This window comes from Thalassobius sp. MITS945101 (genome assembly GCF_047123305.1).
In the GTDB taxonomy this organism is placed as follows: Bacteria; Pseudomonadota; Alphaproteobacteria; order Rhodobacterales; family Rhodobacteraceae; genus Thalassobius.
In genome coordinates this window covers 1,351,448-1,367,341 of record NZ_CP138918.1, presented here as the reverse complement: position 1 = coordinate 1,367,341, position 15,894 = coordinate 1,351,448, and the positions used below count along the sequence as shown (strand labels likewise).

Sequence of the window (15,894 nt, the reverse complement as noted above, 5' to 3'; positions counted from 1 at the left end):
CGTGCTACCTGCGCCTTATGAGCAAGCTGCCAACCAAGGACGAGGTCCTGCAATGGATCTCGGACCACCCGACCCTCACCTCGAAACGTGACATCGCCAAAGCCTTTGGCATCAAAGGGGCTGCGCGGATCGACCTCAAACGCCTGCTGAAAGAGCTGGAGGCCGAAGGTCATCTGCAGAAGCGCAAGAAAACCTTCCGCGATCCCGACAAGTTGCCGCCGGTTTCGGTCATTCAGGTCAGCGAGGCCGACAGCGACGGTGATCTTTTTGCCCGTCCAATGGAATGGCAGGGTGAAGGGCCAGAGCCGAAAATCCTGATGGCACTACGGGCCTCGGATCCGGCGATTGGGCCCGGCGACCGCATCCTTGGCCGCCTGACAGGGGTGCAGGGCGAGGCGCATCAATATGAAGCCAAGCTGATCCGTCGCATCGGCACCAACCCGCAACGGGTACTGGGGGTATTCCGCAAATCAGCCGAGGGGGGTCGCATCCTGCCGATCGACAAAGGCGATCAAAAGGAATGGCTTGTCCCCGCAGGTGCCGTAAATGGCGCCAAAGAAGGCGAGTTGGTCGAGGCCGAGCAATCCGGCCCCAAAGGCCGCATGGGCCTGCCACGTGCCCGCATAGTAAACCGTCTGGGCGATCCAACCGCACCCAAGGCCGTGTCATTGATTGCCATCCATCAACACGGGATCCCGGATGATTTCCCCGATGCGGTGATCGCTGAGGCGGATGGCCGTAAACCTGCGCCTTTGCGCGACCGCGAAGACATGCGCGAAATGCCACTGGTCACCATCGACCCGGCCGATGCACGCGATCACGATGACGCCTGCTGGGCACATGAGGATGATGATCCGAAGAACGAAGGCGGCTATGTCATCTGGGTCGCCATTGCGGATGTCGCCCATTACGTCACGCCGGGTTCGGCGCTGGATCGAGAGGCCCGCAAACGGGGCAACTCCAGTTACTTCCCAGACCGGGTGGTGCCGATGTTGCCGGACCGCCTGTCAGGCGATCTCTGCTCGCTCCACGAAGGGGTGCCGCGCGCCTGTATCGCGGTGCGCATGCAGATCGACGCTAAGGGCGAAAAAATCGGCCACCGCTTTGTGCGTGGGTTGATGCGCTCGGTTGCGTCGCTGAACTACCAAGAGGTTCAGAAAGCGCGTGACGGTGAGGTGAACGAGAAATGCACCCCGCTGATGGATCAGGTCATTGATCCGCTTTATGACGCCTATACGCTGCTGGTCAAAGCCCGCGCCCGCCGTCAGCCGCTGGATCTGGACCTGCCGGAACGCAAGGTGGAACTGTCGGACGCTGGCGAGGTGGTCAGCGTCAATTTCCGCGACCGGCTGGATGCCCACAAGCTGATTGAGGAGTTCATGATCCTCGCCAATGTGGCAGCCGCGGAGACCCTGACGGCGAAAAAGTCTCCGCTGTTGTTCCGTGTGCATGAAGAGCCCAGCGTCGAAAAACTGGACGCTCTGCGCGAAACCGCAGCCACGGCGGATCTGACACTGGCCAAAGGCCAGGTCCTGAAGACCAGCCACCTAAACCGGTTGCTCAACGCCGCACAGGACACCGATTTTGCTGAGCTGATCAACATCGCGACACTCAGGTCAATGACGCAGGCCTATTACAGCCCCGCGAACTTTGGCCACTTCGGTCTGGCGCTGCGCAGTTACGCGCATTTCACCTCGCCGATCCGCCGCTATTCGGACCTGATCGTACACCGCGCCTTGGTCTCGTCTCATGGCTGGGGCGAAGACGGGCTGACCGCCGCCGACGCGCAGGATCTGGAACAGACCGCCAACCACATCAGTGAGACCGAGCGCCGTTCGATGATGGCGGAGCGGGACACCACCGATCGCTATCTGGCAGCCTTCCTGTCCGAGCGGGTGGGCAATGAGTTTACCGGCCGGATCAACGGTATCGCCAAATACGGCGCCTTTGTCCGGCTGGATGATACCGGTGCGGATGGTCTGGTTCCGGTGCGCACCCTGGGCAGCGAGTTTTTCCACTTTGACCGTGAAGCCGGCACTTTGGTGGGGTCCGACACGGGTTTCACAATTGCTTTGGGACAACGAGTAACGGTCAAACTGACCGAAACCGCGCCGGTTTCAGGATCGGTTGCGCTGGAGCTGATCACCGTCGAAGGCGAAGAGGTACCGCGGTCGGGCCGCGGGGGCAATTACCGCAAGGGCCGCCCCGGCAAACGCAAGCTGAACCGCGCCAAAAAGAAAACCGCAAAGGTGCAGCGCAAGGTCAAACGCACCCGGCGCAGCTAAGTCCGTTACAGATGATAGGTCAGCGCGTGGTGGATCAACTGCCCGTGCCGACCGGCATCAATCTGGCGCTCATCTTGAAACAGCACAGCCCGATTGCCCTCAATCTGGTCCATCCCCGGAAAAGCCTCGGCAAAGCTGGAAATCACCTTGGTCTGGCAATGCACATAGATCGCAAAACCGCCCACCTTGGGCTGGCCGATTCGGATAGTGGTGCCCATGCCTTTGGGCCGCGTCAGATAGGACGGTTGGCCCCACTTCAGACATTCCTCCAGCCCAGTCAGGCCGCGAATGTCACCCGCCACCTGATAGATCAACCGGCGCAGGGCCAGCGCCCCGCGCTGCGCCTCTTCCGGCATCGCATCATAAGCCGCCTGAACGGCAGCGGTGGCAAAGTCGGGGGGGCGTTTGTCCTGATCCAGCATGGGCCAAGCCTAACCCCGCCGACCTCCGCCGCCAAGCCCGCCAAATCCAGCCGAAACATGCCACCGAAGAACTGCCCCCTTGCCACTGGGCTGGGGCCACCCCACCTTAGGGAAAAGAAGCCACCACAAGAGGGGCATAGGAAAAGGGCACAGGCATATGAAACATCTGGCACTCGCAACCACATTGGCTGTCACCGCTTTGCCGGCGCTGGCAAAACCGGTTGAGGTTTCTCTGCGTCCCGTGGCCCGCCCTGCCATCACGCTTGTCCCCACCACAACTGAGACCACCACCAAGGTCAACGCGGGCTTCCAACGCTGGGTAAAAGCCTTCTTGCCCCGCGCCCGCGCGGCGGGGATCAGTGATCGCACCCTGACCCGCGCCTTTCGCGATGTGCATTTCAACGAAGAGGTCATCGAACGGGACCGCAACCAGAGTGAGTTTACCAAATCGATATGGGAGTACCTGGACAGTGCGGCTTCGGACAAACGAATCAAAAACGGCAAATCTGCCCTGCGCCAGCACCGCCGTCTGCTCAACCAGATTGAACGCAGCTACGGGGTCGACAAGGAAATTGTCACCGCTGTCTGGGGTCTGGAAAGCGCCTATGGCGAATACCGGGGCGACCACAATGTGATCGAAGCGCTGGCGACACTGGCCTATGACGGCCGGCGTGGCAAATTCTTCGAAGGCCAGCTGATCGAGGCGCTCAAGATCCTGCAAACCGGTGACACAACAGCGGCAAAACTGAAAGGCAGCTGGGCCGGCGCCATGGGCCACACGCAGTTCATTCCTTCGTCTTATCAAGCCTTTGCGGTGGATTTCACCGGCGATGGCCGGCGCGACATCTGGTCGGACAATCCCGCCGATGCCCTGGCCTCAACCGCGGCCTACCTAAAGAAACACGGCTGGGTCACCGGCCAACCCTGGGGGGTCGAGGTTACGCTGCCTCGCGGTTTCAACTATGGGCTGGCCAGTCGCAAGATCAAGAAAAACCCTGCCGAGTGGGCCCGTCTGGGCGTGCGTTCGGCAAACGGCGGCAAGGTGCCCAACTACGGTGGCGCCTCGATCCTGCTGCCCGCGGGGCACAGGGGCGCGGCCTTTATGGTGTTCAAGAACTTCCAGGTGATTTCGCGCTACAACCTCTCAACCTCATATGTGATTGGCGTGGGCCACCTTGCCGACCGTCTGGAGGGCGACGGCCCGCTCAAAACCAACTGGCCCCGCAACGATCGCGCCCTGACTTTTGCCGAACGCAAAGAGATGCAGACGCTGCTGACCAAGAAGGGCTTTGACACCCAAGGGGTGGACGGGCTGATCGGGCCGATGACACTGGCCTCGATCCGCGCCTTCCAATCGGCGCGCGGCGATGTGCCGGATGGCTATGCCTCGCTGTCACTGCTGAAAAAGCTGCGCCGCTAGGCCCATATTTCACCCTTTCCTTTTTGCACGTCCTCTGCCACGGTGCGCCTGTTCTCAGGGCGGGGTGAAATTCCCCACCGGCGGTAACGGGGCCAGCCCCGAAGCCCGCGAGCGCCATCTTCCGCTACGAAGATGGGTCAGCAGATCTGGTGTGACTCCAGAGCCGACGGTCACAGTCCGGATGGAAGAGAGCGACAGCAAGGCCCCACCCGCAGGTGAGGTGCCTTTCCTGTTCGTGACAACGCCTTGGGGGGATGTGTCGAGATAGGAAAGGACCATGACATGACATCCACCCGCTACGCCTTCATCAAGGCCAACTGGCATGCCGATATTGTAAATCAGGCCCTCGCCGGTTTTTGCGAAGTGATCCCCACCGCACAGGTCGATGTGTTCGACGTGCCCGGCGCTTTTGAAATGCCGCTGCTGGCGCGCGATCTGGCAGACACCGGACGTTACGCCGCTGTAGCCGCCGCCGCGCTGGTGGTGGATGGCGGCATCTACCGCCATGATTTTGTGGCGCAGGCCGTTGTAGACGGGCTGATGCGCGCTGGTATGGACAGCGGCGTGCCGGTGCTATCGGTCTCGCTGACGCCGCATCATTTCCAGGAAACCGATCATCACAAGGCGATCTACCGCGACCACTTTGTCGAAAAAGGACGCGAAGCGGCCCGTGCTGCGCTGATGATCGGTCAGACCCGCGCCAGCCTGACCGCCACGAAAGCCGCCTAAGCGCCTTTCATCTTGCTAGAAATACTCAAAAAAACTCCCCTGCCCGCGCGTGTGACGGGCAAGGGTCCGCGCTCACATTTCCATTGCCTCGGCAACCTCAACCGTGCCGCCGTCGCTTAGGATCGGGCAGGTTTTGGCCATTTCCACCGCGGCATCGTGATCAGCGGCATTGACCAGGGAATAGCCTGAAACCGGATTGGCCCCGCCATCCTCAGCCACACCGCTGGCAGACACCGATTTCGACATGCCGGCCGGATTGCCCCCGTCGACAACCGCGGCGCCCATGCCTTCAAACCAAGCGTTCCAGGCCGCCATGACTTCGGCGCCTTCTTCCGGGCTCTCCGGTGCTTTGCCACCGTGATAGATATACATGAATTTCGGCATTTCTGGTCCTCCTATAAGGTCAGAGATCGGACCGCCTCCCCTTAGAAACGCCCCGCCCTATCCTTGCCCGATTCCCGGAAATCACCAAATGCGATGCCCTCACAGATCGGTGAGGTCAGAACATTTCCCACAGCAGCTTGGCCGCAAGGCTGAGAGAGGTCAGCACCAAAAGCGGTTTGATGACCTTCGCCCCCTGTTTCAGCGCCATCTTGGCGCCCAACCGGGCGCCCGCGATCTGCACCACACCCATCGCCAGCCCCAGCAACCACAGTGGCTGCGCCACCAGAGCAAAGGCAATCAGCCCGCCCACATTGGAGGCAAAATTCAGCAGTTTGGTATGCGCCGTCGCCTTCAGAATGCCGTAGCCCGATAGCAAAACAAAGGCGAGCATATAGAAACTGCCTGCGCCCGGCCCCAGCAACCCGTCATAGCCCGCCACCAGTGGCACAGCCGTCAGCGTAAACACCAGAGGCGACATACGGCGGCTGCGATCGCTGTCATCCAGACCGGGGCGCAGCGCAAAAAACAGGGCGATCCCGATCAGCAGAACCGGCAGGATCAAGCGGATCCATTCGGTCGGCAGCACGGTGACCAAAAGCGCCCCACCAAAGGAGGCCGCCGCCGCCAGCAGTGCGGCCGGGGCCTGCGCCTTCAGATCCACATGGCCGCTGCGGGCATAGGAAAACGCCGCTGTGCCTGCCCCGAACATGCCTTGGATCTTGTTGGTGGCCAGTGCCTGCACCGGCGGCACACCGGACAGCATCAACACCGGCAGGGTGATCAATCCGCCCCCGCCTGCAATGGCATCCACAAACCCCGCAACAAAAGCGGCGGCCAGCAGGATTGCCAGCACCTCGGCACTGAATTCAAAAAGCATTGGGGGTCTCGATCTATTGTAGGTGGTCAGGTCAGGCCGCGAAATCAGCGCGGGCGTACCCTTGCAGAAACAGCAGCGCCGTCAAGTCACCCTGATTGATCCGAATGTCACATTCGGCTGCAACGGAAGGTTTCGCGTGGAGCGCCACACCGCTGCCCGCCCGGCCCAACATGCCCAGATCATTTGCACCGTCCCCTACGGCGATCACATCCGCCTCACTCAGGCCCAGCTTGGCGGTGATCCGTTCCAGCTGGTCGACCTTGGCCTGTTTGCCCAGAATCGGGCGGCCCACATCGCCGTTCAGCGCGCCGTCCTCAACGATCAAAGTGTTGGCGTGGTTTTCGTCAAAGCCCAGTTCCGCCGCGACCTTGGCGGTGAAGGCCGTGAACCCGCCTGAGACCAGCGCCGCATAGCCGCCGTTGGCCTTCATCGTCGCCAAGAGCGCCTTGCCGCCCGGCATGAAGGTGATGCGCTCGGCCAGCACCTTTTCGATGATCGCTTCGGGCAGACCTTTCAACAGACCGACACGCTCCAACAGTGCGCCTTCAAAATCCAGCTCACCATTCATTGCCCGCGCGGTGATCTCAGCCACACGTTCACCGATGCCCGCCTCTGCGGCCAGTTCATCAATGCACTCCTGCTGGATCATGGTGCTGTCCATATCCGCCAGCAGCATCTTTTTGCGACGCCCTTCAAGCGGCTGCACAATCAGATCAACGCCCAGATCCTGCAGGTCCTTCCAGACGTCCCACTGGTTGCCGGGTTGCTCAGCCAAGGTGAACTCCGCCGCCTCATCCGCCGACAACCAAACCGCATCGCCGCCACCCCAGGCATTGCGTAGGTTTTCCACCAGCGCAGGGTCCAATTTTGTTTTGGCGGGGTTGGTCAGCAGGGTGGCAATGAACATGGGTCAGAATCCTGAAGGTAAGGCCGTGTTACAGGCCGCTTAGCCCATGTGCCGCGTGATTTCCAGCGCCACCGCACCGGTTCCGCAGGCAAGAAACCGAAGTTTCCGATCGTAGACATTTCCGTCGCAACGACTCTGCAAAATGCCGCTTTTGGATCATTTTCCCTGTTGCTCGCCGCGGTGCAGCGCTCTATCTCGGTCCGTGGGACACCTCTCCCCAACGAGAGGCATTTATCTGGAAGGATAGCATTTATGGCTACTCACGCTCCGGCCACGCGGCCGGCCAATCCGCGTTTTTCTTCGGGCCCTTGCGCCAAAATCCCCACCTTCTCGCTGGACAAACTGTCGGACGCCGCTCTGGGCCGTTCGCATCGCGCAGCTGTTGGCAAGACCAAGTTGAAGGATGCCATCGAAGGCACCCGCGAGATTCTGGGCATCCCCGCAGACTACAAAATCGGCATCGTTCCCGCGTCCGATACCGGCGCGGTTGAAATGGCCCTGTGGAACCTCTTGGGTGCACGTGGCGTGGAAATGCTGGCCTGGGAAAGCTTTGGCGCGGGTTGGGTGACCGATGTTGTTAAACAGCTGAAAATCGACGCCGAAGTGAAAACCGCCGACTACGGCCAGATCGTCGATCTGACGACCGTCGATACCAAGAACAACGACGTTGTGTTTACCTGGAACGGCACCACCTCGGGCGTGCGCGTTCCGAATGCGGACTGGATCGCAGATGACCGCGAAGGTCTGACCATCTGTGACGCCACCTCGGCCGCGTTTGCGATGGATCTGCCCTGGGACAAACTGGATGTGACCACCTTCTCCTGGCAGAAGGTTCTGGGCGGCGAAGCGGCGCACGGCATTCTGGTGCTGAGCCCCCGTGCTGTGGAACGTCTGGAAAGCTACACCCCCGCATGGCCGCTGCCAAAGCTCTTCCGCCTGACCAAAGGTGGCAAGCTGATTGATGGCATCTTCTCGGGGGCAACCATCAATACGCCCTCGATGCTGGCGGTTGAGGACTATCTGGTCGCGCTGGATTGGGCCCGTGACGTGGGCGGTCTGCAAGGCCTACAGGACCGCGCCGACGCCAACGCGCAAGCGGTGTTTGACTTCTGCGATGCCCGTCCGTGGATTGCCAACCTGGCCGAGGATGAAGCGACCCGCTCCAACACCTCAGTCTGCCTGAAGTTCGACGACGCACGTATTCAGGATGGCGCCACCTTCGCCAAGGCTGTGGCCAAACGTCTGGAAGCGGAAAACATCGCGCTGGACATCGGCGCCTACCGCGACGCGCCAGCCGGTCTGCGAATCTGGTGTGGTGGCACGGTGGAAACCGCTGACATCGCCGCGATGCTACCCTGGCTGGAATGGGCCTTCGAAGCCGAGATCGCGGCACAAGGCTAAGTCCATTTGAGCCCGGCCACCGGCCGGGCCCCTTCCCCCATTTCTGACCCGCAACCAATTGGGTCACCCGATATAAAGGACGCTCAAAATGGCTCCCAAAGTACTCGTCTCTGACAAACTCAGCGAAACCGCAGTTCAGATCTTCCGTGACCGCGGCATTGATGTGGATTTCCTGCCCGACGTGGGTAAGGACAAAGAAAAACTGGCCGAAATCATCGGTCAATATGACGGTCTGGCCATCCGCTCGGCCACCAAGGTAACCCCGACCATTCTGGAACACGCCACCAACCTCAAAGTGGTGGGCCGTGCGGGCATCGGCACCGACAACGTGGACAAAGAGGCGGCGTCGAAAAAGGGTGTGATCGTCATGAACACCCCTTTCGGCAACATGATCACCACCGCTGAACACGCCATCGCGATGATGTTCGCCGTCGCCCGCCAGCTGCCCGAAGCCTCGGCCTCGACCCATGCTGGCAAGTGGGAAAAGTCGAAGTTCATGGGCGTTGAGCTGACCGGCAAGACCCTGGGCGTCATCGGCGCAGGCAACATCGGTGGCATCGTTTGTGACCGCGCCCGTGGCCTGAAGATGAAGGTCGCCGCCTATGACCCCTTCCTCAGCGAAGAAAAGGCCCGCGACATGCAGGTCGAAAAGGTCGAGTTGGACGAGCTGCTGACCCGTGCCGACTTCATCACACTGCACGTGCCCTTCACCGAGCAGACCAAAAACATCCTGAGCCGCGAAAACCTCGCAAAGACCAAAAAAGGCGTGCGCATCATCAACTGTGCCCGTGGTGGTCTGGTGGACGAAGAGGCGCTGGCCGAGATGCTGAAATCCGGCCATGTTGCAGGCGCGGCTTTTGACGTCTTTGCAGTAGAGCCTGCAAAAGAGAACGTGCTGTTCAACCTGCCCAACGTGGTCTGCACCCCGCACCTTGGTGCCTCGACCACCGAAGCACAGGAGAACGTTGCATTGCAGGTGGCCGACCAGATGTCGAACTACTTGCTGGACGGCGCTGTTGAAAACGCGCTGAACATGCCGTCGATGACCGCTGAGGAAGCCAAGGTCATGGGCCCCTGGGTCGATCTGGCGGGCCATCTGGGCGGCTTCATCGGTCAGCTGACCGATGAACCGATCAAAGCGATCAACATCCTTTATGACGGTGTCGTTTCTGACATGAACCTGCCGGCGCTGAACTGCGCTGTTGTGGCGGGCATCATGAAAAAAGCCAACCCGGACGTGAACATGGTATCGGCCCCTGTGGTTGCCAAGGAAAAAGGCATCCAGATCTCGACCACCAATCAGGACAAGTCGGGCGCCTTTGACGGCTACATCAAAGTGACCATCGTCACCGACAAACGCGAACGCTCCATCGGCGGCACCGTGTTCTCGGATGGCAAACCGCGTTTCATCCAGATCAAAGGCATCAACATCGATGCCGAGGTCGGCGAACACATGCTCTACACCACCAACGAAGACGTGCCGGGCATCATCGGCACCTTGGGCGGTGTACTGGGCGAAGCGGGTGTGAACATCGCGAACTTCACCCTGGGCCGCGCCGAAGCAGGGGGCGAAGCTATTGCACTGCTTTATGTGGACGGTCAGGTGGAACCGAAGGTTCTGAACCAGCTGGGCGCCACCGGCCTATTCAAACAGATTAAACCGCTGGAATTTGACGTCGCCTAAACGCGACAGCACTATTGTATTGGAGAAGGGCATCGCTGCGGCGGTGCCCTTCTTGCCTCAAGGCCCTCAGAACTGCAGCGGCCGATGCAACGCGACCCCCGCCATCACCAGCAGGACACCCGCCGCCTCTGCGACGCTGGGAAGCTGTTGCAGAACCACCATCCCGATCACCGTTGCCGTGGCGGGCAACAACGCCAACATCAGCGCGAAGCTGCGGCGCGGCAGCCGTGACATCGCCAGCTGGTCGCAGATATAGGGAATGACCGACGAACACAGTCCCACGCCTACGCCTGCCAGCACCAGCAAAGGGGCGCCAAAAACCTGCATCGCCTGCCAGAGGCCAATCGGCATGACAGCAATGCAGGCAATCATCATTGCACTGCCAAGCCGTGCCACACCTGTGCCCGCCCCGCCTGCAGCAGCCCGATGGCCTAGCACCACATAACAGACGAACAAGCCGCCATTCAGCACCGCCCAAAGCAGACCGACTCCATCCAGAGTGAAGGCGGAATCCAGCCAGAGCGACGGCAGCCCGATAAGCAGCAACACCCCAAGGACTGTCAGACCCAGCGCCATCAGGTTGCGCCGACAACGCAGTCCCCAAAGCGCCACCATCACAGTGCCAAGGAATTCGATGGCTGCCACCAGCGCAATTGGCAATCGCTCCAATGCCAGATAGAAGGCACAGTTCATCACCGCCAGAGACAGGCCCAAACCCAGTAACAACAGGCGTTCTCGCGGCGCAGCGGTTGCGAAATGCTGTAACGGTCGGCTGATCAGCGCCAGAACCGCCGCGGCCGATACAATCCGGAACCAAGCCACCCCCAGGACCCCGACGGCAGGAAACAGCAGGACCGCAAAGGCGGGCCCAAGGTAGTGAAACACCGCGGAAACGCCAAACCACAGGTGTGGCGGCAAAGTCTCGGCAGCGCGATTAAAGAGCGGCGGGGCAATGTGCGTGGAATTTGACATTCGAACAATATGTCAGGCAATATCGTGGCCTGACATGGGTAACCGAAGACGTTTGTCGGCCTCTTCACCCTCTTCCAAAGGCACAAACCGCAATGGACCTTCGATTACCTCACTCCGATTTTGACGGGATTGACCTAACCATCCTGCAAGAGCTTTCGGCCGACGCGCGGATCAGCTTTGCTGAACTGGCCCGGCGGATTGGCCTGTCTGCACCCAGCACAGCTGAGCGGGTCAAACGTCTGGAAGACCTCGGTGTCATCACCGGATACTGCGCCACCATTGCGCCTGCCGCACTTGGCTATGGCCTAGAGATCCTGATCCGCGCCCGCCCCCTGCCCGGGGAGATGCAGAATATGGTGCAGGCCCTTCGTGACACCCCCCAGATCACCCAATGTGACCGGATTTCCGGCGAAGACTGTTTCATCGCCCGTGCCCACGTCCGCGACGTTGCAGAAATGGAAACCGTGATTGATCGCCTTATCCCCTTTGGCGCAACCAATTCCTCAGTTGTGCAATCCCAGCCTGTCCCGCCACGCCTGCGACAGGATCTGAAAAGCTGACGCTGCCCGGAGCGATGCAAGAACTGCACACTGCGCGAATTTTTCCCTGCATTTCCCGCAAGATGACGCCCGCCGCTTTTACAGCAGGGCGTTCCACCTTATCCTGAAGCCGCAGCGTCGCCGGACAGGACCCCTTATGTCTTCTGAACCCATTTACGCCATCGGCGATATTCACGGGCATCTCGACCAATTGGACCATGCCCTTGGCCTGATCGAAAAGGATGGTGGGCCAGAGGCGCAGGTGGTGTTTCTGGGCGATCTGGTGGATCGTGGCCCCGACAGCCGCGGTGTAATCGACCGGTTGGAACAGGGGCAGGCCGAGGACCGCAACTGGGTGGTTCTGAAGGGCAATCACGACGCAATGTTCCAGGCTTTTCTGGAAGAGGGTGAACTGTTCCATCCGCGCACCAAACTGGGGCTGTCCTACCTGACCTCACAAATGGGCGGCGCGGCGACCCTGGCAAGCTATGGCACCGACTTGACGCTGTCGGACCCCGACGACCTGCACAACAATGCGCTGGAACACATCCCCTATCGTCACCTCGAATTCCTCCGCCGCCTTCCCTTTTGGCATGAGGCGGGCAAGCTGATGTTTGTCCATGCCGGGATCCGCCCCGGTCTGCCGATGGCAGAACAAACAGAAGAAGATCTGGTCTGGATCCGGCAAGAGTTTCTGGAGTTTCAGGGCAATCACCCCTGGCTGGTGGTCCACGGTCACACCGCCGTGCAACGCGCCGAACACCACGGCAATCGGGTCAACCTGGATTCAGGCGCAGGGTTTGGCCGCCCAATTACGGTGGCCGTGATCGAAGGCACACGTGTTTGGGAACTCGGCCCCTTCGGCCGCCAACCGCTGGATCCAGGCCTTTAGCGTCCCCCATCTGACGGAACGTCCTTCTGACAAAAGCGCGGCTTTGCGCTAGCCTCTCACCAAACAATGATTGGGAGGCTCTCATGAGTGACATCGTAATTCTCGACGGCGTGCGCACCGCCATCGGCACCTTTGGCGGCGCTTTGGCTGCCACCCCACCCAGCGCACTGGGCGCCACCGTGACGCGCGAAGCGATGGCCCGCGCCGGTGTCGAACCCGGCCAGATCGGCCATGTAGTTTTCGGCCATGTCATCAACACCGAACCACGGGACATGTACCTCAGCCGCATCGCGGCAATGGACGCGGGCATTCCCGACACCACCCCGGCAATGAACGTGAACCGCCTCTGCGGCTCCGGTGCCCAGGCGGTGGTTTCGGCCACCCAGTCGCTGATGCTGGGCGATGCGGATTTCGCCATCGCAGGCGGTGCCGAAAGCATGAGCCGTGCGCCCTACATTGTGCCGGATCAACGCTGGGGCTCAAAAATGGGCGATGTCCGCACCCTGGACATGATGCTGGGTGCGCTGCACTGCCCCTTTGGCACCGGTCACATGGGGATCACTGCAGAAAACGTCGCGGATGAAAACGACATCAGCCGCGCGGATATGGATGCCTTCGCACTGGAAAGCCAGAAACGCGCCGCCGCCGCCATTGAGGCCGGCCATTTCAAAGGCCAGATCGTCCCTGTTGAGGTCAAAAAACGCCGTGAACTGGTGGCCTTTGACACCGACGAACACCTGAAACCCTCAACCACACCTGAAATCCTTGCCGGTCTGCGCCCCGCCTTCAAAAAAGACGGCCGTGTCACCGCTGGCAACGCCTCGGGCATCAATGATGGTGCCGCCGCACTGGTCATGGCGCGCGCCGAAGCCGCCGAAAAGGCGGGGCTGAAGCCCAAAGCTCGCGTGCTGGGCTATGCCCATGCCGGGGTGCGCCCCGAGGTGATGGGCATCGGCCCCGTGCCCGCGGTTGAAAACCTGATGGTCAAAACCGGCCTGAAGATCTCGGACTTTGATGTGATCGAAAGCAACGAGGCCTTTGCCGCCCAGGCGCTGGCGGTGAACAAAGGCCTTGGTCTCGACGCTGCTAAGGTGAACCCCAACGGCGGTGCCATCGCGCTTGGTCATCCGGTGGGCGCAACCGGCGCCATCATCACCGTGAAAGCGCTGCATGAATTGGAACGTATCGGCGGCTCCAAGGCGCTGATCACCATGTGCATTGGCGGCGGGCAGGGCATTGCGGTTGCGATTGAACGGCTCTGAGGTCTTCTTGGCCCAAATATCCTGGGGGTGAGAGAACCTGGAGTTCCCGAGGGGGCAAAGCCCCCTCCCCCGCTATTCGACCCGCACTACAACGCGGTCGGACCGGCCTTTGGCGTCAATCACCGTCAACGTCACAAACCCGCTGCCCGGATCCCCCAGATCCACTTCGCGGGCATGGCTGCCCACCAGAACCGGCGCACCATTGGCCAGCCATGTGAACGGCGCCTGCCCGTCGCGTAGTTTTGCAACCAGCCCCATATCCGCACCGGAACCAGCCAGATCAATCCGCGCCCCGTTTGGGGGGAACGCCAGCTTCGGCGCGTCGGCGGCGTGTTCAAACAGCGCCCGACGTCCACGGAACCGCTGCAATGCCTCTGGCAAGGCGGCGGTGCCTAGGATCAAGGTCTCCGGCGGCGGCGGAGGCAAAGGGGCAGGCGCTGGTTTCAGACGCTGGAACGCTTCAAACAGCACCGGAGCTGCCAGATCCCCGCCAAACACCCCCGGCACTGGCGTGCCGTCAGGGCGACCGATCCAGACCCCGATCACATGCTCCCCGTCATAGCCAATCGCCCAGGCGTCACGGTGGCCGTAAGAGGTGCCCGTCTTATAGGCAATCCGCCAATGGGCTGCCCCGCGTGGTGGTGGCAGTTCCGCTAGGATCTGCCCCACCTGCCAGGCGGCGGCGCGGCTGACGATCTGACCGCCGGCTTCGGATGTGCCGGATTGATGCAGAGCGATGGCCTGCCCGCCATTTGCCAATCCACCGTAAAGCTGCACCAGATCCCAAAGCGTCACCCCCACACCGCCCAGTGCCACCGCCAGTCCGGGTTTGCCGCCGGGCAGTTTCGGGTCAGCGCCAGACACCCGCAGCGCCGCCATCAAACGGGGCGGGCCCAGCTCTTCGGTCAGCAATACAACGGGAATGTTCAGCGATTGGCGCAGCGCTTCGGCCACTTTCAGTTCGCCGCGAAACGCCCCGTCAAAGTTCTGCGGCGCATAGCTGCCAAAGGCAGCGGGACGGTCATCAATCAACGTATCGGGATGGGCAAGGCCTTGATCAAAAGCCAACGCATAAACCAGGGGTTTCAGGGTTGATCCTGGCGACCGTACCGCCCGCGTCATATCGACAAAACCCTGCCCCCGCCCTGCCGCATAGGCAGCTGATCCTGCCGCAGCAAGGACCGCGCCGCTGCGGTGATCTGCAATGAGGATCGCGATCGAAAGCGGTTCTTCCCGTCCACGAAGAGCGGTTTTGGCAAGAAAGGCAACCTCTTGTTGCAAGCCCGCATCCAGCGTCAGGTCCAGCCTCTGCCGGTCCGGGGCCTCCGCACGGGCATGATCTGCGGCATGAGGGGCAAGCGCTGGAAAGGGCTGTCGGCTGTCGGGCACTGGATCGAAACGCGCCACATGCAGGTCGTCGGCATCCAGCAGCCCGAAACGCGCACCGCGCAGCAATACGCGCTCTCTTGCGGCCTCGGCGCGATTTGGGAAGCGGTCGGGCCGCCGCGCCTCAGGGGATTGTGGCAAAGCGACCAACAGTGCGGCCTCAGCCGGGGTCAGGCGCAGGGGTTCTTTGCCCAGATAAGCCAGCGAAGCAGCGCGGATCCCCTCCAGGTTGCCGCCATAGGGCGCAAGGTTCAGGTACAGGGTCAGGATGGTTTCTTTACTTAGCCGTTGTTCCAGCGCCAGCGCCAGTCGGATCTGGCGCATTTTGCCCGCCCAGCGCCCGGTGGTGCCATCTTCCAGCAAACGGGCCACCTGCATCGTCAGGGTAGAGCCGCCAGAAACCACCTGCCCATTGCGCACTGCCTGCCACGCCGCCCGCAGCATTGCTCGGGCGTCCACACCGGCATGGGTGTGGAAACGGCGGTCCTCATAGGTCAGCAACAGATCGACAAAATCCGGATCCACCTGCGCCAGCGTCACCGGCAGGCGCCAGCGCCCATCCGCCACCGTATAGGCACGCAGCAACACGCCGTTGCGGTCACGCACCTCGGTCGAGTGTTCCAGCGCCAAAGGCGGGATCACAGTGTTTTCAACCCACCGCCCCGCCGCATCCCGCAGCCCCGCCGCGCCCCAGAGGAGCGCGACAAGAAGAAAAGGAAGATACCGTTTCATTC

At 61.3% G+C, this 15,894-nt stretch carries 14 protein-coding genes and 1 riboswitch; of the genes, 8 read left to right on the top strand and 6 right to left on the bottom strand.

What is annotated here, in order from left to right:
• Positions 1 to 17: 17 nt before the first annotated feature.
• Complete coding sequence (gene rnr / locus SIC14_RS06890; RefSeq protein WP_412565085.1) at positions 18 to 2,285, top strand: ribonuclease R; 2,268 nt, start codon at positions 18 to 20, stop codon at positions 2,283 to 2,285.
• A gap of 5 nt (positions 2,286 to 2,290) precedes the next feature.
• Here rnr and SIC14_RS06885 read toward each other — a convergent pair whose 3' ends face one another.
• Complete coding sequence (locus SIC14_RS06885) at positions 2,291 to 2,707, bottom strand: DUF1801 domain-containing protein (protein WP_412565084.1); 417 nt, start codon at positions 2,705 to 2,707, stop codon at positions 2,291 to 2,293.
• 157 nt (positions 2,708 to 2,864) lie between these two features.
• Between SIC14_RS06885 and SIC14_RS06880 the strand changes: the two genes are divergently transcribed.
• Positions 2,865 to 4,127 (top strand): lytic murein transglycosylase, encoded by a 1,263-nt coding sequence (locus SIC14_RS06880; RefSeq protein ID WP_412565083.1) that lies wholly within the window; start codon positions 2,865 to 2,867, stop codon positions 4,125 to 4,127.
• Between the two features lie 46 nt (positions 4,128 to 4,173).
• Positions 4,174 to 4,324: riboswitch (FMN riboswitch) on the top strand.
• An 85-nt stretch (positions 4,325 to 4,409) separates the two neighbouring features.
• Positions 4,410 to 4,856, top strand: a complete 447-nt coding sequence (locus SIC14_RS06875) for a 6,7-dimethyl-8-ribityllumazine synthase (protein ID WP_412565082.1) — start codon at positions 4,410 to 4,412, stop codon at positions 4,854 to 4,856.
• Positions 4,857 to 4,928: 72 nt separating this feature from the next.
• On the opposite strand, the gene SIC14_RS06870 is transcribed toward SIC14_RS06875, so the two are convergent.
• From SIC14_RS06870 to serB, 3 genes are all read right to left on the bottom strand, one after another.
• Positions 4,929 to 5,240 (bottom strand): YciI family protein, encoded by a 312-nt coding sequence (locus tag SIC14_RS06870; protein ID WP_412565081.1) that lies wholly within the window; start codon positions 5,238 to 5,240, stop codon positions 4,929 to 4,931.
• A 115-nt stretch (positions 5,241 to 5,355) separates the two neighbouring features.
• A complete protein-coding gene (locus SIC14_RS06865; protein ID WP_412565080.1) occupies positions 5,356 to 6,117 on the bottom strand; it encodes a TSUP family transporter in 762 nt (253 codons plus the stop codon).
• A 31-nt stretch (positions 6,118 to 6,148) separates the two neighbouring features.
• Positions 6,149 to 7,024: a phosphoserine phosphatase SerB gene (serB, locus tag SIC14_RS06860; protein ID WP_412565079.1), complete on the bottom strand. Its 876-nt coding sequence runs from the start codon at positions 7,022 to 7,024 to the stop codon at positions 6,149 to 6,151.
• A gap of 252 nt (positions 7,025 to 7,276) precedes the next feature.
• On the opposite strand from serB, the gene SIC14_RS06855 reads away from it, so the two are divergent.
• On the top strand, positions 7,277 to 8,425 hold the full coding sequence (locus SIC14_RS06855; protein WP_412565078.1) for a phosphoserine transaminase: 1,149 nt from the start codon (positions 7,277 to 7,279) through the stop codon (positions 8,423 to 8,425).
• Positions 8,426 to 8,513: 88 nt separating this feature from the next.
• On the top strand, positions 8,514 to 10,109 hold the full coding sequence (serA, locus tag SIC14_RS06850) for a phosphoglycerate dehydrogenase (protein WP_412565077.1): 1,596 nt from the start codon (positions 8,514 to 8,516) through the stop codon (positions 10,107 to 10,109).
• Between the two features lie 66 nt (positions 10,110 to 10,175).
• Here serA and SIC14_RS06845 read toward each other — a convergent pair whose 3' ends face one another.
• Positions 10,176 to 11,081, bottom strand: coding sequence for an EamA family transporter (locus SIC14_RS06845; RefSeq protein WP_412565076.1), 906 nt, complete (start codon positions 11,079 to 11,081; stop codon positions 10,176 to 10,178).
• 92 nt (positions 11,082 to 11,173) lie between these two features.
• Between SIC14_RS06845 and SIC14_RS06840 the strand changes: the two genes are divergently transcribed.
• The 3 genes from SIC14_RS06840 to SIC14_RS06830 all read left to right on the top strand — a co-directional run bounded on the left by SIC14_RS06840 (position 11,174) and on the right by SIC14_RS06830 (position 13,774).
• Positions 11,174 to 11,641, top strand: coding sequence for an Lrp/AsnC family transcriptional regulator (locus SIC14_RS06840; RefSeq protein ID WP_412565075.1), 468 nt, complete (start codon positions 11,174 to 11,176; stop codon positions 11,639 to 11,641).
• A 136-nt stretch (positions 11,642 to 11,777) separates the two neighbouring features.
• Positions 11,778 to 12,512: a metallophosphoesterase family protein gene (locus SIC14_RS06835; protein WP_412565074.1), complete on the top strand. Its 735-nt coding sequence runs from the start codon at positions 11,778 to 11,780 to the stop codon at positions 12,510 to 12,512.
• Positions 12,513 to 12,595: 83 nt separating this feature from the next.
• Positions 12,596 to 13,774 (top strand): acetyl-CoA C-acyltransferase family protein, encoded by a 1,179-nt coding sequence (locus SIC14_RS06830; protein ID WP_412565073.1) that lies wholly within the window; start codon positions 12,596 to 12,598, stop codon positions 13,772 to 13,774.
• A 72-nt stretch (positions 13,775 to 13,846) separates the two neighbouring features.
• Here SIC14_RS06830 and pbpC read toward each other — a convergent pair whose 3' ends face one another.
• Complete coding sequence (gene pbpC, locus SIC14_RS06825) at positions 13,847 to 15,892, bottom strand: penicillin-binding protein 1C (protein ID WP_412565072.1); 2,046 nt, start codon at positions 15,890 to 15,892, stop codon at positions 13,847 to 13,849.
• Between the last annotated feature and the right edge of the window lie 2 nt (positions 15,893 to 15,894).